19 protein-coding genes and 6 pseudogenes are annotated in these 20,691 nt (G+C 33.7%); 15 read left to right on the forward strand and 10 right to left on the reverse strand.

Annotation, left to right across the window (positions count from 1 at the left end):
- Positions 1–189: 189 nt before the first annotated feature.
- From HMPREF1253_RS10685 to HMPREF1253_RS02065, 4 genes and pseudogenes are all read right to left on the reverse strand, one after another.
- Complete coding sequence (locus tag HMPREF1253_RS10685; RefSeq protein WP_369758366.1) at positions 190–345, reverse strand: IS3 family transposase; 156 nt, start codon at positions 343–345, stop codon at positions 190–192.
- A 47-nt stretch (positions 346–392) separates the two neighbouring features.
- Positions 393–1,139, reverse strand: a pseudogene (locus HMPREF1253_RS02055) (IS3 family transposase); the annotation flags it as partial.
- 26 nt (positions 1,140–1,165) lie between these two features.
- Positions 1,166–1,570, reverse strand: coding sequence for a helix-turn-helix domain-containing protein (locus HMPREF1253_RS02060; protein WP_036739184.1), 405 nt, complete (start codon positions 1,568–1,570; stop codon positions 1,166–1,168).
- Positions 1,527–2,054 (reverse strand): annotated as a pseudogene (locus HMPREF1253_RS02065) (transposase); the annotation flags it as partial. The pseudogene HMPREF1253_RS02065 and the gene HMPREF1253_RS02060, both read right to left, overlap by 44 nt.
- A gap of 240 nt (positions 2,055–2,294) precedes the next feature.
- Here HMPREF1253_RS02065 and HMPREF1253_RS02070 point away from each other — a divergent pair.
- From HMPREF1253_RS02070 to HMPREF1253_RS02080, 3 genes are read left to right on the forward strand one after another with little or no spacing between them, the layout of a single operon-like run.
- On the forward strand, positions 2,295–2,900 hold the full coding sequence (locus HMPREF1253_RS02070; RefSeq protein ID WP_023055133.1) for a TetR/AcrR family transcriptional regulator: 606 nt from the start codon (positions 2,295–2,297) through the stop codon (positions 2,898–2,900).
- Between the two features lie 50 nt (positions 2,901–2,950).
- A complete protein-coding gene (locus tag HMPREF1253_RS02075) occupies positions 2,951–4,861 on the forward strand; it encodes an ABC transporter ATP-binding protein (RefSeq protein WP_023055110.1) in 1,911 nt (636 codons plus the stop codon).
- A 3-nt stretch (positions 4,862–4,864) separates the two neighbouring features.
- Positions 4,865–6,601, forward strand: a complete 1,737-nt coding sequence (locus tag HMPREF1253_RS02080) for an ABC transporter ATP-binding protein (RefSeq protein ID WP_023055149.1) — start codon at positions 4,865–4,867, stop codon at positions 6,599–6,601.
- A 173-nt stretch (positions 6,602–6,774) separates the two neighbouring features.
- Here HMPREF1253_RS02080 and HMPREF1253_RS10040 read toward each other — a convergent pair whose 3' ends face one another.
- Positions 6,775–6,975, reverse strand: coding sequence for a hypothetical protein (locus HMPREF1253_RS10040; protein ID WP_155803720.1), 201 nt, complete (start codon positions 6,973–6,975; stop codon positions 6,775–6,777).
- A 362-nt stretch (positions 6,976–7,337) separates the two neighbouring features.
- On the opposite strand from HMPREF1253_RS10040, the gene HMPREF1253_RS02085 reads away from it, so the two are divergent.
- From HMPREF1253_RS02085 to HMPREF1253_RS02095, 3 genes are all read left to right on the forward strand, one after another.
- On the forward strand, positions 7,338–7,955 hold the full coding sequence (locus HMPREF1253_RS02085) for a helix-turn-helix domain-containing protein (RefSeq protein ID WP_238318866.1): 618 nt from the start codon (positions 7,338–7,340) through the stop codon (positions 7,953–7,955).
- A 557-nt stretch (positions 7,956–8,512) separates the two neighbouring features.
- Positions 8,513–8,785 carry a type II toxin-antitoxin system RelB/DinJ family antitoxin gene (locus tag HMPREF1253_RS02090; RefSeq protein ID WP_023055106.1) on the forward strand — a complete coding sequence of 91 codons (273 nt, stop codon included), beginning with the start codon at positions 8,513–8,515 and terminating at the stop codon, positions 8,783–8,785.
- On the forward strand, positions 8,775–9,053 hold the full coding sequence (locus HMPREF1253_RS02095) for a type II toxin-antitoxin system YafQ family toxin (protein WP_023055115.1): 279 nt from the start codon (positions 8,775–8,777) through the stop codon (positions 9,051–9,053). Before HMPREF1253_RS02090 ends, HMPREF1253_RS02095 begins: the two co-directional genes overlap by 11 nt.
- A gap of 230 nt (positions 9,054–9,283) precedes the next feature.
- Here HMPREF1253_RS02095 and HMPREF1253_RS09825 read toward each other — a convergent pair.
- The 4 genes and pseudogenes from HMPREF1253_RS09825 to HMPREF1253_RS02105 all read right to left on the reverse strand — a co-directional run.
- A pseudogene (locus tag HMPREF1253_RS09825) lies at positions 9,284–9,436 on the reverse strand (relaxase); the annotation flags it as partial.
- Position 9,437: 1 nt separating this feature from the next.
- The gene (gene mobC, locus HMPREF1253_RS02100; RefSeq protein ID WP_023055095.1) at positions 9,438–9,794 is read right to left on the reverse strand and encodes a plasmid mobilization relaxosome protein MobC; all 357 of its coding nucleotides are present in this window, start codon (positions 9,792–9,794) and stop codon (positions 9,438–9,440) included.
- 193 nt (positions 9,795–9,987) lie between these two features.
- Positions 9,988–10,275: a helix-turn-helix transcriptional regulator gene (locus tag HMPREF1253_RS10375; RefSeq protein ID WP_023055145.1), complete on the reverse strand. Its 288-nt coding sequence runs from the start codon at positions 10,273–10,275 to the stop codon at positions 9,988–9,990.
- A gap of 41 nt (positions 10,276–10,316) precedes the next feature.
- The gene (locus HMPREF1253_RS02105) at positions 10,317–10,958 is read right to left on the reverse strand and encodes a hypothetical protein (RefSeq protein ID WP_023055093.1); all 642 of its coding nucleotides are present in this window, start codon (positions 10,956–10,958) and stop codon (positions 10,317–10,319) included.
- 216 nt (positions 10,959–11,174) lie between these two features.
- Between HMPREF1253_RS02105 and HMPREF1253_RS02110 the strand changes: the two genes are divergently transcribed.
- The 7 genes and pseudogenes from HMPREF1253_RS02110 to HMPREF1253_RS09580 all read left to right on the forward strand — a co-directional run.
- Positions 11,175–12,941, forward strand: a complete 1,767-nt coding sequence (locus tag HMPREF1253_RS02110) for an ABC transporter ATP-binding protein (protein WP_023055132.1) — start codon at positions 11,175–11,177, stop codon at positions 12,939–12,941.
- Positions 12,934–14,682 carry an ABC transporter ATP-binding protein gene (locus HMPREF1253_RS02115; protein ID WP_036739187.1) on the forward strand — a complete coding sequence of 583 codons (1,749 nt, stop codon included), beginning with the start codon at positions 12,934–12,936 and terminating at the stop codon, positions 14,680–14,682. The genes HMPREF1253_RS02110 and HMPREF1253_RS02115 overlap by 8 nt, the downstream gene beginning before the upstream one ends.
- Entirely contained in the window at positions 14,669–14,893 is a 225-nt protein-coding gene (locus HMPREF1253_RS02120) for a FeoA family protein (protein ID WP_002416391.1), read from the forward strand. The genes HMPREF1253_RS02115 and HMPREF1253_RS02120 overlap by 14 nt, the downstream gene beginning before the upstream one ends.
- A 3-nt stretch (positions 14,894–14,896) precedes the next feature.
- Complete coding sequence (gene feoB, locus HMPREF1253_RS02125) at positions 14,897–16,918, forward strand: ferrous iron transport protein B (RefSeq protein ID WP_023055138.1); 2,022 nt, start codon at positions 14,897–14,899, stop codon at positions 16,916–16,918.
- 12 nt (positions 16,919–16,930) lie between these two features.
- Positions 16,931–17,164, forward strand: coding sequence for a FeoC-like transcriptional regulator (locus HMPREF1253_RS02130; RefSeq protein WP_023055120.1), 234 nt, complete (start codon positions 16,931–16,933; stop codon positions 17,162–17,164).
- Between the two features lie 262 nt (positions 17,165–17,426).
- A pseudogene (locus HMPREF1253_RS02135) lies at positions 17,427–17,838 on the forward strand (sigma factor-like helix-turn-helix DNA-binding protein).
- A 268-nt stretch (positions 17,839–18,106) separates the two neighbouring features.
- Positions 18,107–18,643, forward strand: a pseudogene (locus HMPREF1253_RS09580) (recombinase family protein); the annotation flags it as partial.
- On the opposite strand, the pseudogene HMPREF1253_RS10250 reads toward HMPREF1253_RS09580, so the two are convergent.
- Positions 18,632–18,724, reverse strand: a pseudogene (locus HMPREF1253_RS10250) (plasmid mobilization relaxosome protein MobC); the annotation flags it as partial. The pseudogenes HMPREF1253_RS09580 and HMPREF1253_RS10250 overlap by 12 nt on opposite strands.
- 356 nt (positions 18,725–19,080) lie before the next feature.
- On the opposite strand from HMPREF1253_RS10250, the gene HMPREF1253_RS02145 reads away from it, so the two are divergent.
- The gene (locus tag HMPREF1253_RS02145) at positions 19,081–19,665 is read left to right on the forward strand and encodes a TetR/AcrR family transcriptional regulator (protein ID WP_023055140.1); all 585 of its coding nucleotides are present in this window, start codon (positions 19,081–19,083) and stop codon (positions 19,663–19,665) included.
- 9 nt (positions 19,666–19,674) lie between these two features.
- On the forward strand, positions 19,675–20,652 hold the full coding sequence (locus tag HMPREF1253_RS02150; RefSeq protein ID WP_023055141.1) for an AraC family transcriptional regulator: 978 nt from the start codon (positions 19,675–19,677) through the stop codon (positions 20,650–20,652).
- Positions 20,653–20,691 lie beyond the last annotated feature (39 nt).

A 20,691-nucleotide genomic window follows, 5' to 3' on the forward strand; every position in this document is an offset into this window, starting at 1 on the left:
TTGCACTTTTGTCCAAACTTAATACAGAGCACCATTTGGATATATAAATAGGTGAAGATGAATTGTCTAAAATTGATAGACAAGAATTTATTACAACGAAAATTAAAAGAATATATAGATATTGCTGGTGAAATAAACGAATAAAATTTAAAAAAGGTACGGGGGTGCGGACAAAAAGTTGGACAGTTTTTATGCAGCAAATCCAAGTTTTCTCCTATACTCTACAGGACTAAGATTTCCCAATGACGTTTTAATACGCTCTTCATTATACCAAGAAATATAATCATTAAGCTCCTGCATGAATTCAAATATGTTGACCCCTGACCAATCCTTATTGTAAAACATCTCGGTTTTAGTCTTCTAAAAAAGCCTTCACAAGCAGCATTGTCGCCAGTACAGCCTTTTTTAGACATGGAGCGAGTAAGGCCCGCCTCATCCATACGCTGAATCCAACCCGGCCAACGGTAGTGACATCCACGATCTGAATGGACCGTGGGATTCTCATCGCTCTGAAGAGTGTCTATTGCTTTCTCCAGCATCTCGTGAACTAGTTTAGCGTCCGGAGAGACGCTGATTGACCATGCGCAAACCATACCGTCAAAGCAATCTACGATTGGAGACAGGTAGACTTTGCCGGCCGGTATGGCAAATTCTGTTATATCAGTAAGCCATTTGCTATTCGGTTGCTCTGCATGGAAGTCGCTCCGGATTAAATTAGGAACAGCTGGGGAAACCTCATCCTGATAGGAGTTGTACTTCCTCCGCCTTTTTACGGTAACTACAAGATTTTCTTCGCTCATGATACGGCGGACAACCTTATCTGAAACGGTAATGCCCTCACGCTGAAGCAAAGCATGAATGCGACGATAACCGTAACACTTTCGATTTTCGGCAAAGAGCTCTGCAATACGAACTCTTAAGCGAGTATACTTATTCGGCTTCTTGCGTGTTGCCTCTTGATAATAATAGCTGCTCCGAGAAAGATGCAGGATTGACAGCAATTGCGACAACGAGTAGCGGTTCTTTAAGGCGTCAACGATCGTTGTCTTTTCCCTGTTGTTCAGGTTTTTCCGGTTGATGCCCGGGTCTTTTTTTATGACTTTGATCGCCTCCCTCAAGATATCTATCTCCATTTGCATTTCGAGTATTTGCTGTTTTAGCTCTACTATTTCATCCTTTGAGGCCTGGGCCCCTCTTCCGGTTCTCCTCTTGGTCTATCTTTTTCATTCATTAGTGCGGCTACTCCCTGTGATACATATAGTTTTCTCCATCTGTAGATTGATGTCCGACTATAACCGGTTTCCTCAGAAACCAATTGTACGTTTTCGCCCTTCATAAAACAACGCTCTAAAATTGCGAACTTGGTCTCTACAGAAGGATGCAAAGGATGCTCTTTAGAGTTGTTTATCCTTTTGCGCTCTGCTTTATCCTCAGGAGGATTTGAGCGTCCCCGGATCCATTTATACATACCTTGCCGACTGGGATAGCCAAGCTTTTGTATGACTTTAGTAACTGATTGAAACTCATCATGCAGTTGCAATGCGGTTTCTCGTTGTTCTTTTGAATACATTTCCTGCTCCTTGATATCTTCTTTTGACTTTTTTACCTCTACGGGGTAAGTTTCTATTTGTCAGATTGAGGAAGTAACCTTTGCTGATGTAGTTGTAGAGGGTTTTTGTACAAATCTCGGTTTCAAAAGAGAGTCCTTCGTTTTCGATCTTCATGATTACCGCATCCGGTGAATACTTTTTCTCTATTATCCAGTATTCAACAAAATCATGGAAGAGCTGATCTTTACCTAACTTTAAAGAGGGACCTTTTGCCGTGGTATTGGAATCAATGAGATCTTGTGCTACATCGGCGCAATAGGAAGTGTATTCTTTCCACAGGATATCACGCTGCGTGATTTCGCCCCTTTTGAGCTCTCGGCTGATTGTTGAGCGATGAACGCCAAGCATTTCTGCCATCTTACTCTTTGATATTCTCTCCTTAGCAGGTTTCCTGTGATTCTCCATGACCATCCTTTCTAAGGTTTGACGATCTTGATAAGTTAAATGGCTTCCTTTTTCTCGAGTAGTGGTACAATATACTTAATCCATGGCTTCTCCTTTGTGTTTTTGTGGGTAGTAACACTTTATCAGATTAGCCATGGATTATTTTATTTATTTGTTGCATTTCATATTACAAGTCACCATAAAGTGTATTCCGAAAAAGTTAGTTGACGCTAACTTAAAATGATGCTACAATAAAACTGACAGTTTTGTCAGTTTTATTTACAAAGAGAGGTATAGATTTTGGAAGGGAAAAAACAGAAAGTCAGTCAAATCAGAAAAAAAGAAATATTAGATGCAGCTAAAAAGGTTTTTTTAAGGAAGGGTTTTGCTGACACGGTAATGGAAGATATTATTGTTGAAACCTCGCTTTCTCGAGGAGGTGTGTATTACCATTACAAAAATAAAGTTGAAATATTACATGATTTAATGCGAGAAGGTATGGCTTATCGAGTCGATAAGATTAATGAAGTTCTGGCAGAGTATCCGGGAGAGTTAGATGCTAATGCTGTAGCACATATGATTGTCGATAAAGTACTTGATGAAAGTGAACTCATGAGCGTATATGCCATATATCTTCAGGCTACGAAAAACAATGAGGACCTAAAGAATTTGTTCCCAATTTTGGTCGAAGAATCCTTAAAGGCTACATATATAGGAGTTAAAGTTGCAAAGAAAGATGGGTGTGAATATCTCACAAATGACTTTTTAATATTTTTTATGAATACAGTTATACTAGGTTGTGAAATCTTAGATGGGGCAAGGGATAGCTTTATAAATAATAGAGAGTTTTTTATAGAAATAATAAAACTGTTTATTGACAGTTATGAAAAAGGTAAAATAAGGTAATTTTTTTAAACTAATAGTTAGTATAAGCTAACTGAAAAGGAGATGAGTTAATGAAGAAAAAAAATGATGAGTTGATTTGCTCTGCTTCGGACAGCAAGAAACTCAAGCAAAATAAAAATTTAATAAAAGAGGTAGAGAGTTTAAACTTGGATGTTCCTGATGAGATTATGCAGCGAATCGAAAGTGATGTAGAGCAAAGCGAAAAAAAACCTAAAATCAGTATGGGTGGTTTAAATAAAGCACTTATGAGTGTAGCACCTGAGTATAAGGGTAGGATGCGAATTTCTGTTATTTTTGCCTGCATTGGAGAGCTTTTTAGTTTTTCTACTTATTTTTTTAGTGCTTATGCAGCAGGATGGCTTATAAAAAATGCCGGGGGTAATCCGGTCAGCTTTCATGCGTTAATGAAATATGCTTTTTTTGCAATAGGATCACTGCTCCTTTACTTTATATTTTCAGGATTCAGCACAACCATTTCACATAAAACCTCTTTTTCCATACTTGCAAAACTTAGACAGACTTTGTTTGAAAAATTAAAGGTAATTCCAATGGGGTACTTGGTGGATAATCCTGTAGGTAAAATTAAGGTAATTATCATGGATCGAGTAGCAGATATGGAAGACTGGGTAGCCCATTTGATGCCTGAACTACCTAGCAGGCTTTTGCATCCGATACTTTGCACAGTTATTTTGTTTTATTTAGATTGGCGCATAGGATTATCAATATTTGTGCCGCTACCAATTGTTTTTTTAGCGATGATTACAATGATGTATAAATACCGTAGTAGAATGGCGGTGTGGCTATCAAGTTATGCTAATGTTGCCGACAGAAGTGCGGAGTATGTTCGTGGAATTCCTGTAATCAAAGCATTTGCACAAGACAAAGTTTCGTATGGAAAGTTTGCAGATGCAGTAAAATTCTATCATTTTTCAACGATGAAATGGTGGAAGCAAAGTTGGTTTGGCAAAGCACTTATGACGGCTGCAATGATGACACCACAGATAGTGAGCTTACCTTTAGCTTTCTATTTATATGGGAACGGGCAAATAGGCATTGAAACATTGCTTTTATCACTTATTCTGCCAATTGCTATCCTTCCACAAGCTTTTGCAATCATGATGAGCTTTGAACTTTTTCAGATGGCTTCCAATACTTGGGTATCCATACAAGAATTGCTTGATATGCCTGATCAAAAACGTCCTGATGCAGAAAATAAAGTTACTATAGATAGGGGCAAGGGAATAAAATTTGATAAGGTAAGTTTTTCTTATCATGACGGAACCGAGGTATTGCATAATATTTCTTTTGAAACAAGCCCCGGAGAAGTGACTGCGCTTGTCGGGCCTTCAGGTGGTGGAAAATCTACAATTGCAAAGCTTTTAGCAGGATTTTGGGATCAGTCATCGGGTAAAATTTCCATTGGTAATGTTGATACAAAGAATATTTCATTTAAACAGCTTGCTGAAGAGATTTCTTTTGTTTCACAAGATAATTTTCTTTTCGATGTAAGTATTAGAGATAATATTCGTCTTGGAAAGCCTAATGCATCCGAAGATGAAATTATTGCGGCAGCAAAAGCTGCTCATTGCCATGACTTTATTATGGCACTTCCTAAAGGGTATGATACAAAAGCAGGAGAAGCAGGAGGAGCAATGTCAGGCGGTGAAAGACAGAGAATAACTCTTGCCAGAGCAATTTTGAAACCTGCATCAACCATTATTTTGGATGAGGCAACAGCTTATGCCGATCCTGAAAATGAAGCTCTCATCCAAGAAGCAATATCGAATCTCGTAAAGGGGAAAAATCTTGTGATGGTTGCTCATAGGTTAAATACAATCAAGCAGGCACACCAAATAATTCTAATCGATAAAGGTCAAATTATAGCCAAGGGTAAACATGAAGAACTGATGGAAGAGCCACTTTATGCAAGCCTGTGGAAACAATATTTAGGGGAGGAATAAGACATGGAGTTTATAAGATTATCATTCAAACTGGCAGGACAGTATAAAAATCGTCTTAAGGCAGGAATGTTTCTTATTTTTCTGCAAAATGCTTCAATGCTGTTTGGATTTTTCGCTCTCTTTCTTGCATTCGGTTGGATGAATGAAACTACATGGGAGCATATTTGGACAATTTTCGGAGTGCTTTTTGCTTCCTTTCTTTTTAATTTTTTGACAGGCTGGGCGAAAAGCGGTCTTAGTGACGGTGTTTTCTTTGGCATTTTCAAGGACTACAGACTTGCAGTTGGCGAAAAACTTAAAAAGGCGCCTATGGGATATTTTGCAGAACAAAGCCTATCAAGAATTATGGCGGCATTTACCAATGTTATGAAGAGTCTTGAAAATTACTCTGCAATGAGTATCGACTTTGCTGTTTCAGGCATTTCAATATCCTTTTTTCTGTTGGTTGGGATGTTCGGTGTAAATACTAAAATTGGATTTTTAACTTTAATTTGTTTAATTCTTATTTGGCTATGCATGTCTCTTATGGTTAATCAAGCAAAAAAAGAGGTTGCACGTGAGCATGCAGCTATTACAAAGGTGGGTGATGCGTTAGTTGATAGCATTAGCGGGATTCCTGTGCTTCGCAGTTTTCCGTTTGCAGATGAAGGTGTTGTTGAAGAAATACATTCTAAATTGGAAAATGCTTCTGAAGAACTTAGACTCTCTCAAGTACATTTTGAAATCGTCTTTGTTATTTATGCAAGAATTTTTTCTACTGTTATTAATCTTTCGAGTCTACTTGTTACATTATTTTCTTGTTATCTTTATACGAAAGGGGAAGTTTTATTACCACAAGCGCTTACTGTTTCAGCTGCCGGCTTTATGATTTTCGGCGGTTTAAAACAACTTGAAAATGCAGCCATCCTCATGGTTAAAAATCCTGCCAATATGCAATATTTGGATGAGGTTTTAGATATTCCTGAAATAAGTGACGGGACTTTGGAAGTTATGGAAAATCAGGATATCGTCTTTGATAAGGTGAGCTTTAGTTACGACAAAGGGAAGCCTGTTTTAAAAGACCTTTCATTTACTATTCCACAAGGGTCAAAGACAGCTATCGTAGGACCGTCAGGATCCGGAAAAACGACAATAATCAATTTGATCTCTCGTTTTTATGATGTTGACAGTGGTGAAATAAGATTAGGAAATAGGGATATACGAGATTATAAAGTAGAAAGTTTACTGAAAAATCTTTCACTTGTTTTCCAAAATGTTTATCTTTTTCAAGATACTATAGAGAATAATATTCGCTTTGCAAATCCTAAGGCAAGTCATGAAGAAGTAGTGGAAGCTGCTAAAAAGGCTCGTTGCCATAATTTTATTATGGAACTTCCTGATGGCTATAACACCATGGTAGGTGAGGGTGGCAGTTCTCTTTCCGGTGGTGAAAAACAACGAATTTCTATTGCTAGAGCATTACTTAAAAATGCACCTATTATTCTTTTAGATGAAGCGACCAGCTCCGTTGATCCTGAAAATGAATATGAGATTTTGGCCGCGGTTGAGGAATTGTCCAAAGGACACACTGTAGTTTCGATAGCTCACAGACTTTCAACTGTGAAAAAAGCCGATCAGATACTAGTGATTGATGACGGTAAATTGGTTCAAGAAGGCAAACATAACGATTTGATAAATAGAGAAGGAATTTATTCAGCATTTATCAAGGCAAGAGAGCGAGCTGCAAGCTGGAGATTGTAAAAAAAGTAAACGATTAAAAGCAACCGACATTTAAGAATTAAAAAGCTTTGTAAAGCACATATAGACAATTTTTGAAGCGATTAAGAATAAAATAACTTAGTCGCTTTTATATCGTGATTTTTAAATTACGTAAATTGCAATAACAAGTTGAACATTGGCAGTTGAATCGTTCATCAGGCAACACAGGAGTAAATTTTGTCAAGTTCGTCCTCAAAGAGTGTATCTGGGGGGGGGCGGTAGCCGAACGACTTCCGTGGAAGGTCATTGCACCAGATCTCAATCTGAGCAATCTGTTCGTCGGAGCAGCTGTCAATTTGTTTTCCCTTGGTGATGAATCTGCGGATCAGACCATTATACGGCATTCCCTTTGCCATTTTTCGTCCTGCAACGAGCACGCAGACCTATTTCTTGATGTAGGGTTATCATCAGGGTAGTCTTGATACATGTGGAGGCAATAACGTTGTTGTCAAGAACTAAGTAAAATGAAGAAACCTTAGCCACTGAACTTGATTATGAATTTGTCACAAAGTTTACTAAAGAGTTTATCGAATTATATAATGGGATTTATTTTTAAACAAAGATAAATTAGAATTTTTAGGATAGCTTGTTTATATTGGCTTAATAAAAAAACAGCATTGCAACTGTTGGTTGACATATTTCCAAGGCAGCTTGGTAGTATGAAACCGATTTGTTTGATATAACTAAACCATATAAGAAAGGAGTGTGCGTTATGAACATGGCAGACAGAATACAGTATTTGAGAAAAACAAAAGGAATTTCACAGGAAGAACTTGCAGGCAAGATTGGAGTATCTCGGCAGGCGGTTTCAAAATGGGAAAGTGGACAAAGCTTGCCGGATTTGGAAAAAATAATTACCATGAGCGATTACTTCGGAGTTACAACCGATTACATTCTAAAAGGAATTGAACCAGTTGCAGATAAAGAACAGAAAAGCTCTGAGCTAAAAAGCAAGATACTATATATCGCATCAACAGCATTTGTTTGGATTGGATTATTTAGTGCTTTTGCAGGCTGGTATGAAAGGCAAACCATGGATACCCTATGGGGTTCAATGATTATTAAGGCCGTTGGAATTGCTGGATACTTTATAGGGCGGTTACTCTCTGCAGCAAGGGCACCTTTCGTTGTCAACTGGCTTAATCTCAGCGGGTTCTTGTTCATGCCACTTTCTATGGTTACGGGTGTAATTTCTATCGCATTTTTCAAACAAGGGTGGATTGCCCCATACCCTATCAGCATAGCTCATGTTGTATTGTTTGCTATAGTGTATATTAGTATTTGTGCCATAAGCTTTATTTTGTTGAAAAGACGAACAACAGGAGCTCCGGTTTGATGACAACTCCCGGTTTGTAGAGCGAATGCCTTTTAAGGATAGGCTTATGTTATCGTTAAAAAGCATGTGGATATGTTTCCACATACATACAAGAATTCATGACATACTTAGTGTTCACCCGTTTCACTTGAAGAGTCTAGCCTTGATACAAAAGATATAAATTTAGAAATCCTGCATTTTAAGCAGTTTTATAAGCATTTTGTATTTGATAAAGATGAAGAAGGATACGTCAAAAAGACTCAAAAAAACTACATGGATGTAAGAGTAGTTTTGAGACTAGTATGAGGAAACACAAAAAATATAATTAACTCATTTTGTACTTTCTACAAGAGTGGCTTAAAAGGCTGCTCTTTTTTTATATAGGTGATTAATATCGAGAGTATAAAGGGCAAGATAAGAAGCTTGGCAGAGAAGAAAAATCTAAAGTCACAAGAAGTTCTGCAAATATTGAATAAAAAAATTTTAATAAATATAAAATAGATAAAAGCACTTAATAATGACGATGTATTGACGCTGCACGAATAAACCTATATAATTATCCTAAAGGAGATGATGAAATGGCTACAACAAATTTGAATATAAGGACTGATAAAGAAATAAAAGAAGCAGCAGAAAAAATCTATTCTAGTTTAGGTTTAAATATGACTACTGCAATTAACATGTTTTTAAGGGCGAGTATTAGAGAAAGTGGCATTCCTTTTGATCTAAAACTTGATATTCCAAATGATGAAACTATAAAAGCTATAGAAGAAGGAAGAATGATAGCAAAAGATAATAAGGTCAGAGCTTACGATAATATGGATGATTTGAGGAAGGCCCTTGAAGTATAAAATAAAGTTTACAAGTAGGTTCAAAAAAGACATAAAGCAGGCTAAAAAGCAAGGAAAAGATATTGAGAAACTCTTTGATGTTATTGAAAAAATAGCAAAAGATGAAGCTCTTGACGAGAAATATAGAGATCATTCATTAGCTGGAAATTACAAAGGGACTCGAGAATGTCATATAGAGCCAGATTTTTTGTTGATATATGAAAAAATAGAAGAGTTTTTAGTATTATCTCTAGTAAGAACTGGCTCACACGCAGATTTGTTTAAGTAAAACAATATGAATGAGATACTTCTATGACCTGTACCTTAATGAAAATAAGTATATTGGAGATCTGACATTTGATAAGGTGGTTGGTGTAGTTACAATTTTATCAAATAGAATTAATGAGATGTAATTTAACAGACACTGTATAGCAAATTATAGACAAGAAAATATTAAGTATTGGAGAAGTGGAATTATTCTACTTCTTTTTTGTTTCAAAATATGCTATAGAATATGATCTTTCGTATTTTTATAAATTGAGTATGGGCTGTAGATGGATGGCATTTAAATGAAGATACCAAGATTTTCTCATCAGTTTTTTCACTCTTAGTTATATAATCTATTGCCAAACTTAGAGTTGATTTTATAGGATGTATTTTTGTAATTGCCATATTAGTCACCATTGCTTTCTTTTGATTTATTAAGAAGTAGGGAGTGGATCTGCCATATTTCTTTTGATAATTTTTCTATCTGTTTATTCATTGATTCAATTTCATTTTTGTAAATAACACCAGTTGTATTAGTAGCTTTTGCAATCTGATTTATATTATTTGTTGCATTTGAAAGTAGCCATTGTAGGTTTCTAAATGGCTCTAAGTCTACTACATAAATCTCTTTTTCTAATACACATTTTCTAAGAAAGTGGGACATAGTTTTGCAATTTGCAAGTTTCATTTTCTTTTCAAAAACTTCTTTTTCTTCATCTGTTAAATATATTTTTAATTGATTATTTCTTTTTCTATTATCCATAGCATATCTCCTTATCATAAAATATTGGGGTCTTAGGGTTCTCCCTAACAAGGTAAAATTGATAAAAAAAAGAAGCAGTCCATAAAGGTTCTGCTTCATCAATTTTTCGTAAGTGGGTACTCACTTACTGTGCTTGCTCATATACTAATAGTATAAGAACAGCTTTAAGCACATATTGAATTCTAATATTAGTTTAAGTAATTGTACTTCTATATTTACTTGGTGTGATTCCATAAGTTGATTTGAATATTTTAGCAAAATGTCCTGTGTGTGTATAGCCAACTTTTTCTGCTATCGTAGATATTTTATACTCGGGATTTTTCAGCAATAATAATGCCTTATTAAGCCTTAGTTCTTTTAAGTACTCGTAGGGAGGAACACCGTAGTATTTGCGAAAAGCTAATTGAAATCGTGCAGGACTCATTAAAGCAATTTTAGAGAGTTCAAGTCCGTCAATATGAACCGATAAATCTTTTTTCATAGCTGATACAGCCCTTTTCAGATTTTGCTTATCTTTTTTAGTTAAGACAACGGATATATTTTTTCCTTTTCTTCTAACTCTGTAATTATGATAGATAATAGTTCCATAACTTTGCTTTCCAAATATAAAGGCAAAATCTTTCCTTCAGCTTGGGATTCTCTTATCTGTTGAAATATAAAATTCAACTGCGGAGAATTTTGAGTTTTTAACAAATAAGAATTAAGAATCTTTGCTTTTTCATATTCAAAATCATCATATTTTAATTTTAAGAAAGTATCAAAGTATTCTTTGGTTAGGATTATTTTCGTAAACTTTACAGGCTTATTTGCCTCACAATAGGTATAAGTTTTCTTTTCTGTATTTAAGTAACAATATATACCTTTTTCTACATTATTTAACTTTCTGCCACCGACTTTAAATGAACTGCTTTCTGTTTCAAATTGGCTAATCTCTAAATACTTTTCAGATACTTCGGTTATTTTCTCCATTGTTTCATTTGGAGTAAAGTTAGCAATTAAAATTAGAATTAAACGGCTGTCAAATTTTAGTATGCGAAAAGTACCTTTGCCAAAATGGGGATCTATTTTAAAGATTTGTTTGTTTTCAGTTGATAAAGTTGGAACAGGAATAAAAGGAGCGCCATGTACTAAGTTTGTTAAATAATCAATAACTGTTCTATCCATCAATTCTACTCACCTCTTTTAATATCACAAATTTATTTTATTATATCACAAATTTATAAAAATGTAAATAGAAATACTGATAAAAAGCTTATAAATAAAGGGATTACAAGGAATATCAAAATTCATAGTTAGATTTTGAGTTATAAAAAATTAGCTTTATAATGAATGTAGTTAGTTAGATACGGCTAACAATTATGAAAGGAGATGGAATAACTAATGGAAAAAAAGAAGACAGGGATATCTTATGTATTCCAATTAGCAAAAAATGAGAGAAAAAAGCTACATTTAGGAATGTTTTTATCTGTCATTTCTGCGGCTTTATCATTAGTTCCTTATTTTGTAGTTTATAAGATATTACTAATGATATTCCAGAAAAACATTTCGTATACAGAAATTTTAATGTGGGCAGGTATAGGAATTATAAGTGCTGTTTTGCAAGCAATACTAATGTCCTTTGCGGGCATTTTATCTCATACAGCAGCTTTTAACACAATACACAGAATTAAGCTGAAAGTTGTAAATCATATTTCAAAATTTAATTTGGGATTCTTTCAAGAGCATGCCCCCGGAGAAATTAAAACATTGTTGTTTGATGATGTAGATAGAGTTGAAAATTTTTTGGCTCATAGCACTTTGGAATTAGCTCAGGTGGCAGTTGTTCCGGTTATTATGTTCATTTTCATGTTGAAATTAAATTGGATGATGGCATTTGTTATGCTTATTCCTATGATTTTGGGATTAGGAATTCCTATGATGCTAATAAAGAATTATCCGGATATGTCAACGGAGCTATCCGAAGATATTGCTGATTTAAATGCTTCGGCAAACGAATTTATAAAGGCTATGCCTGTAATAAAAATGTATCATTTAACAGCAGAAAAATTTGAACAATATAGAAGCTCATTGAATGCGTATATTACTTGTTGGAAAAAGATGTGTGTGAGTTCTTGCTATCCTTTATCAATAACTTTAGTGGTTTTGGATTCAGCAATCTTATTTACATTGCCGTTCGGAGGATATTTCTTTTTGAGAAATTCTTTATCAGCAACATCCTATTTGCTATTTATTATGCTTACAATGTGCTTTTTTGTTTCGTTCTTAAATATGGTAACAATCTTTATGCAATCTATGGAGCTTGGAAGCGGATTGGATAACATAAAAAAAATAATGGATATGGATGAATTGAAAGACGGAACAAAAATCATAAACAAGAATGAGTGTATGAAAATAGATTTTAAAGACGTTACTTTCAGTTATGACGATGAAGAAACAAAAAATAAAGCATTACAACATATAAATTTATTCTTAAAACCGAATACAATAAATGCTTTTGTGGGACCTTCCGGTGCAGGCAAGACAACTGCTGCACAATTGATTGGGAGGTACTGGGATGTAACAAGTGGAGCAATTAAAATTAACGACATACCGATCAATGAATTAAAAATAGATAATTTGATGGACATTACATCATTTGTTTTTCAAGATGTATTTCTTTTGGAGGACACTCTCTATGAGAATATTCGTATGGGAACAGATGCAGATGAAAATAAGATTATTGAGGCTGCAAAAGCAGCACAAATTCATGACTTTATTATGAGTTTACCGAATGGATATCAGACAAGAATCGGGGATCAAGGGGTGAAATTGTCAGGTGGACAGCAACAAAGAATCTCAATCGCTAGGGCAATACTCAAAGATTCTCCAATTATTATTTTTGATGAAGCAACTTCCTATTCAGATATAGAAAATGAGTACCAGATACAGTTAGCACTTCAAAACTTGTTGAAAAATAAAACAATTATTATGATTGCTCATCGTTTGCATACTATTAAGAATGCAGATCAAATTGTTGTATTTGATGAAGGGGAAGTCGTAGAGGTTGGAACACATAAAACTCTTTTAGAAAGAAAAGGGGTCTATGAAAGTATGTGGAACACATACACAAAAGATTACTTTGGAGAGGGGGTAAGTGCAAATGCTTAAGATTATTAGAACACTTCTGAAAGATAAAAAAGAAAAATTGTATTTACCGATTTTTCTAATGGTTATTGATTCGATAGGAAGCATTGTTTTGTATTTAATGCTCTATTTTACCGTAGTTAGTATATTGCAAAATACATTAACTAAAACCTTAATCATAGAATATACGGTAATATGTTTCATCAGTATGATTGCAAGGATACTGATTTATAGGCATGCATACTATTTGAGCTTTTCAAGAGGAGCTGAAATGTGTGGAGATATGCGTTTGGATTTAGCAAATCATTATAGGAGTTTGAGCCTTGGTCATTTCCAAAAAAATAGTAGTGGTTATCTATTATCAACTCTTACAAAAGATTTGAGTAGTTTTGAACTGATCATAACGCACACCTTGCCATCGGTTATTAAAACGGCAGTTACAGCAATATTGATTTTATTAGGCACATTTTTTATCGATTGGAAGCTCGCATTATTAGAGTGTTTAGTATTGCTTATCGCATATCCTATGTTGATATGGGGCAACAAATTGATAGAAAAATACGGGGCAAGAAAAAGAAATTTAAATTCTAAGATGATTTCTATTATTTTAGAGTACATTCAAGGTATGAAAGCGTTTAAGTCAGCTAATATGACAAGTGAACATTTTGAAAGAATGATAAATACACTTGAAAATGTTAGAAAGACAAGCGTAAACGCAGAAAAGAAAATGGCGTTACCTACAAGTATGTACTTTATCACAGTTAACTTTTTGCTTCCGATAGTTCTTCTTATAGGAGGATATTTGCTTATAGATGGTAGTGTTAAAACTGAACAGTTTGTAGCTTTTATGCTTATGAGTTTAGCATTATCTGCACTTCTTATTGCCTTTCAACATTCCTATGGACTATTGAAAGATTTGAAATTAGCTGCAAGTAATCTTGAGAAAGCTTATGAAACGAAGCCATTGCCTTATTCTGAAAATGAAGTTGAATTAGAAAATTTTGATATTCAATTTAAGAATGTAAATTTTTCTTATGATAGAAATAAAACGATTCTGAACAATATTTCGTTTGAAGCAAAAGAAGGAACTTCTACAGCTTTAATTGGTCCTTCCGGTGGAGGAAAAACTACAATCGCTAATTTGATTGCAAGATTTTGGGATGTAAATAGTGGAGAAATTATAATTGGTGGAAAAAATATAAAATCCATAAAACCTGATGTGTTGCTTAAATATGTTAGTCAGGTTTTTCAAGATAATGTACTGTTAACCGATACTGTTTATAACAATATCAGGGTTGGAAAACCTAATGCAACAAAGGAAGAAGTTTATCAAGCTGCAAAATTAGCTTGTTGCCATGAATTTATTTTGAAAATGAAGGATGGATATGAAACGGAAATAAAAGATGGAGGAAGTACATTATCCGGCGGTGAACGACAAAGGATTGCTATTGCAAGAGCGATTCTGAAGGATGCACCAATTCTTTTGTTGGATGAATCTACAGCTTCTCTTGATCCTGATAATGAAGCTAAAATCAATAATGCTTTGGAGCATTTAATGCAAGGAAAGACAGTTTTTGTTATTGCTCACAGATTGAATACCATTAAAAACGCTAATCAAATTATTTTGATAAATAACGGAAGAATTGAAGAACAAGGAAATCATAATGAACTTTATGGAAAAAAAGGACATTACTATGAAATGGTAAATACACAGGAAAGAGCGAAAAAGTGGATGATAAAGGAGAATAGTTATGGAGAGGCTTAGTACTTTGAAAGAAAAGACAAAAGGTAAAGTTGTTGAAATTATTGGTGATACACATTTTCAAAGCAGAATAATATCTATCGGAATAACTGTCGGAAGCGATGTTGAAGTTATCCAGAATTATAAAAAGCAACCTATTCTCATTTATTGTAGAGATACGATGATAGCTGTCAATAAGATAGAGGCAGAGAAAATAATGATGGAGGTGCTTTGAGATATGAAGAAAATAACGATTGCTTTGCTGGGGCAGCCTAATTCTGGAAAATCGACTTTGTTTAATGGGTTGACAGGCTCAAATCAACATGTTGGAAATTGGCCGGGTAAAACCGTTGAGAAAAAAGAAGGCGAATTTTCGTATAAAGATACCAATTATACGATTGTGGATTTACCAGGAACTTACGGATTATCAGCAAATTCAGAGGAAGAAGTTATAACAAGAGAATATATAGAAACCGGGAACGCAGACCTAATTGCTATTATGGCAGATGCTTCACAATTAAATCGAAGTCTATTTATGCTCTCTGACTACATTGGAATAAATATTCCGGTTGTCTTAATCATGAACATGATGGATGTTGCTACAAGTCAAGGGAAAAATATAAATATAAAGGGGTTACAAAAATCCTTGAATATACCTGTCATTCCTATCGTTGCGGCAGATAAAAAGGAATACAAAGAGTTTTATGCTTTTCTGGAGCGTTCAGACAGCGGAAGGATTTTAGCAGACAATAATTTTGAAAGAGCATATGAAAGTGTCGCCGGAGATAAATATAAATTGCTGAAAAATTACATTCCTGATGAAGGGATAGGCGTATTTTCAAAATCATGGATTGTCGGGAAATTATTCGATCAAGATGTGAAAGTAATCGAATTGGTAAAAGATAATGTTGATGAATACAAATTTAAAGAAATAGAGGATATATTAAGAGGCATCAAAAATGGGAATCTGATAACCGGTAATTGCAAATTCGATTGGATAGATAAACTTATCAATGCAAATGTTATTCAGAAAAAGAGAGTATTTAAGAGAAGCAAATTTGATCGTATAGCCACAAGTAAAGCTTTCGGAAAACCTATGGCTATCGGAGTTATCATTTTAGGATTAGTTGCTTCTATGCTCATCGGATTTCCGCTAATGGGGTTATTTGGGTTTGTTATACCTAAAATATCAACATTGTTGGCAAAGGGGCTTGTCGCCATTGGAGTATCAAATTGGCTGATTTCACTTTTGTGTGGAGCCGTAATGACTGCAATTACTTTTGCATTGCAAATGGCAAGTTATGTATTGGGAATTAGCTTAGTATTTGGATTCTTGGAAGATGTAGGATATATGGCAAGAGTTTCCTATGTCTTTGACAACACTATGTCAAAATTAGGATTGCAAGGAAAAGCAATTATGCCGTTCTTGTTAAGTTTCGGCTGTAATATAGGTGGAATCACAGGAACGAGAGTAATTGATTCATGGGGACAGAGGGTTATGACGATTGCATTATCTTGGGTAGTCCCTTGCGGGTCAACATGGGGAGTAGTCGGGCTTGTTACAGGAACATTCTTCGGAAAACAGGCAGTATTTGTGATATTAAGCCTATTTGTAGTTGCTTTTCTACATTTACTAATCACATATAGGATTTTTAGAAAATCGCTTTATGAGGGAAGTGAACATTTTGGAATGATTATGGAACTTCCACCATATCACAAGCCACATTGGAAAAATTTACTTTCTTCTGTAATGAATAGGATGGGAAATGTACTGAAAAGGGCATTGAGTATCATTATCCTTATTTCTGTTATATTTTGGATTCTTGCCTATACGCCTGATGGAAATATAGCTAACAGCCTTATTTATAAAGTAGGAACATTTATAGAGCCTGTAACAAAATTGTTTGGGTTACCATGGCAATTATTTATGGCTTTTGTTGCTTCTGCAATGGGAAAAGAATCGGCATTAGGAGTAATGGCATCATTATTTACTTCTTCAGGAATATGGCATGCAGTTGAGGTTAAAGGGACAGTAGATACCGCTATTCTAAGCAATAATATGTTGACAATGATTTCAAAGCCGGAAGCCTTAGCATTTACTTTTGCCTTTTTCTTCAATATGCCTTGTTTAATGGCTCTTGCAGCTACCGCACAAGAAACACATTCAAAAAAATGGACGATAAAAATAGCACTGTATTATATATTATCGGCTCTAATTATATCTTGTGTGGCGTATCATATTGGACTACTGATTTTTTAAGGTGTGATAAGTATGCTTATACAACTATTAGAAGTATTGAAAAAGAAAAAGACTTGCACTTTGCAAGAACTTGCTGAACTGACAGGTGAGGATTTAGATAGTGTAAAAATGAAAATTGAATATCTCGAAAATAATGGATATTTGGTAAAAACGAAAAGGTCTGCAATAAGTAAATGCCAAAGTCAATGTTTGGGATGCTCGAATTGTGTTGTTAATCAAGATGATATTTGGATTGTAAAAGATTGATAATAAACGGCAAATAAATGGAGGAATAAAATGGGAAGGTCTATATGTTTATTTCAAATAATAAGTCGCAATAAAAATAGCCCTTTTTTCTATAGACTTTATATCTGTCAGTCTTTTCATATACTCACTCGTCTAAACAATTAAATACAATTAAGGAAAGAATGGGTTTCGTTCATTTTAGAGGACTTCTTATGCCAAGATGCAGGAGTCCTCCTTTTTTGTCTGAAAAACAAACAGATAAAAAAGAAATGGAGGAAACTTTATGGCAAAAGAGTATTACCTTTATGTCGGAGGACAAAAGGTGAAAGTCAGTGAAGATATTTATAAAGTCTACTGGCGAGAAAAAGAACACGAAAAGTATTTGGAGCAGGTGGACAAGAAAAACCACTTGCTCTTTTTTTCGTCTCTAAATCACGATGGGAATTTTGAAAATAATCTATGAAGATAAAAATGTTGATGTTGAAAAAGTTGTAGCTACACAAATAATGATTGAAGCACTAAGAAATGCTATGTCAAAGTTAAATGAGGAGGAACGGGAAATAATCGAAAGATTATATTTCAATGATGAAACACTTCGTGCAGTAGCAAAGACTCAAAATATATCACATCCTGCTTTAATAAAAAGGCGAGATAAGATTTTAGAAAAACTAAAGAAATTTATAGAAGAAATATAGTTTCTGGTTACCAAAGAGGGCAAATTTTCCTTTATAAATTGAAGGGAGATCTGTCCTTATATTTTATTTAAGGAAGTGATGAAAACCATAAAGTTGAAGAGAATCTCTCTTAAAGCCGTTAGGCTATTGTTCCTTGAAAACTGAATAGACCAAGGTAGGACTTTATCTGCTTGTGGAGAATTATGACTTACGCCATGACCTTTCTGCTGAAAGAAATTTTGGTTTTATGAATACTGAGAAATCAAGGAAACAAGAAAGCGAGCGATAAATAGGAGCCAATGGGCTATCTAAATACTTAGAGAATCATGGAATTAGAAAAATCCCAAGACAGAATGGAAAGAATCCTTTGTTTGATGCAGGTCTTATAAGAAAGATATTAAAGAATCCTGTATATAATGGAAAAATAGCCTTTGGAAGAAGAACATTAGAAAAAGTTCATGGTACAAGAAATCAATATAAGCAGGTTGAACAAGATGAATATCTAATATCAGAAGGGATACATGAATCTATAGTTTCCGACGAAGTTTGGCAAGCTGCTCAAGTTAAGTTAAAATCTCAAGCAAAGAAATATGAGCATGTGAATAAAGGTAAAGATACACGCACGCACTTGCTTTCTGGAATTGTAAAATGCCCAATATGTGGAGTGGGAATGTTTGGAAACAAGTGTACCAAGAAAAAGAAAGATGGCACAAAGTATAAAGATTTTTATTACTATGGTTGTAAACATAGGCAGATGATAAGAGGTCATAAGTGTACATTCAGTAAGCAAATTAGAGAAGAATTGTTAGATGATGCAGTTTGCAAGTTTCATTTTCTTTACAAAAACTTCTTTTTCTTCATCTGTTAAATATATTTTTAATTGATTATTTCTTTTTCTATTATCCATAGTATATCTCCTTATCATAAATTATTGGGGTCTTAGGGTTCTCCCTAACAAGGTAAAAATTAAAAAAATGGAGCATGCCATAAAGGTCTGCTCCATTAATTTTTTCGTAAGTGTCCGTACACTTACTGTGCTTGCTATTAAAGCTATTAAAGTTATAAGCGTCAATCGTTTATTAGGTTTTATTAATTATACCGCATTTAAAGAAATTAATTAAGAAGTATAAATGGCGTTCAAGCAAATATCTTAAATAAGATTACTAAAATTTAAAATAATTCATGTATTGAAGTTAATTATCAAATGAGTTACAATAAAACTGACGGTATCGTCGGAATTATTTATTGACAGGAGATAAAGTTTTGAATGATAAAAAATTGAAAGTTGGAGAAAAAAGGAAGTTAGAAATTCTGGAAGCGGCAAAAAAATGTTTCTTAGAAAAGGGTTTCCAAAATACAACTATGGAAGATGTTATAGAAAAAGTAAGTTTAAGTAAAGGTGGTGTTTACTATCATTATGGTTCAACCTACGAAATGATTTATGATTTTATGAAATTAGGTATCAAATATAGAGGAGAAAAAAGCAAAACTATCGACACATGTAAGTTAACGACTTTAGACGCAATTGCTGAGATGATGATGGAAAGAATTTATGATGAAAATGAATTTAAAAGCATATATGCAATTTTTTTGAAACTACAAAATGAAGATAAAAGATTGTGTGAAATGTTTAAAAATTTAAAAGAAACAAACACAGAAATTTTATCGTCTGCATTTCCTCCAAACGATAAGCTCTCATCTATTTTTGAAGATGAGTTTTTAGTGACCTTTGTAAATACTTTGATTTTAGGATATGAAAGTTTAAATCAAAAAGAAATTTTTATTGAAAATAAAGAAACAATCAAAAAGATGTTGGAAGGTTATTTGAGAGAAAAACTCATTAATTAGGAGATTTTTATGGGTAAGGAGTTAATGTGTCATCTTTATGGAAGAAATTTAGAAAAAATAATAGAAAATTCTAAAGGGAGAATTTGCGAATTTCATAATTTGGAAAATGGAAAATATATAGTTTCAAAGTACGAAATTTTCAAAGGGGTAACAGTTTTTTATAATGATATACACACTTCCGTCATAAAGAAAAAATTATCAAAAAATTTAAATCAAAGCTACGAGATTAATCATTGTAGAGAAGGAAGATTTGAATGCGTATTAAGCGATGGAACTATTACTTATATGGAATCGGGAGATTTTGCAATCAATGCAAGTAGTAACAGCTCTGAGGAATCTTTTTTTCCTATATCTCATTATCATGGTGTGACTTTTTATATTAATCCAAATGAATTTGATAGCGAAATATATTTTTTAGAGGAAATGTTAGGGATTAAATTTGAAGTTGTTTTAAGAAAATTATGCAATAAGGACAAAGTTTTTGTACAAAGAGCTACTCGGCATATTGAACATATTTTTTATGAAGTTTATAAAGTTCCAGATGAAATTCTAATTGAATATCTAAGGGTAAAATTTCAAGAACTTTTCCTATATATTTCAAGCTTTGATACCAGTAACAAGATAAGCGATAGGAAATATTTTATTAAGACAAATGTTGATATTGTAAAGAAAATAGATGAATTTATAAAGAATAATTACGAAAAAAATATAACTTATGATAAACTATCAGAAATCTTTAAGATAAATTCTACCACAATGAAATCTTGCTATAAGAGTGTTTTTGGGCAAACAATTAAGGAAGCGATAACAAGTAAAAGATTGGAGGTAGCAGCTGATTTTTTGAATAATACATCAATTTCAATTACGGAAATTGCTATTAGGGTAGGTTTCACAGATCATGCTAAATTTTCAAATACTTTTAAAAATAAGTTTAATCTCACTCCTTCAGAATATAGAAAAATATCTAAAACAGCACATTTAGTCTAAATAGTCAAGAAAATAAGCTTAGTCTATTATAGAATGATA

Origin of the sequence: Peptoniphilus sp. BV3C26, assembly GCF_000478985.1 — a bacterium.
GTDB classification, from domain to species: Bacteria; Bacillota; Clostridia; order Tissierellales; family Peptoniphilaceae; genus Peptoniphilus_B; species Peptoniphilus_B koenoeneniae.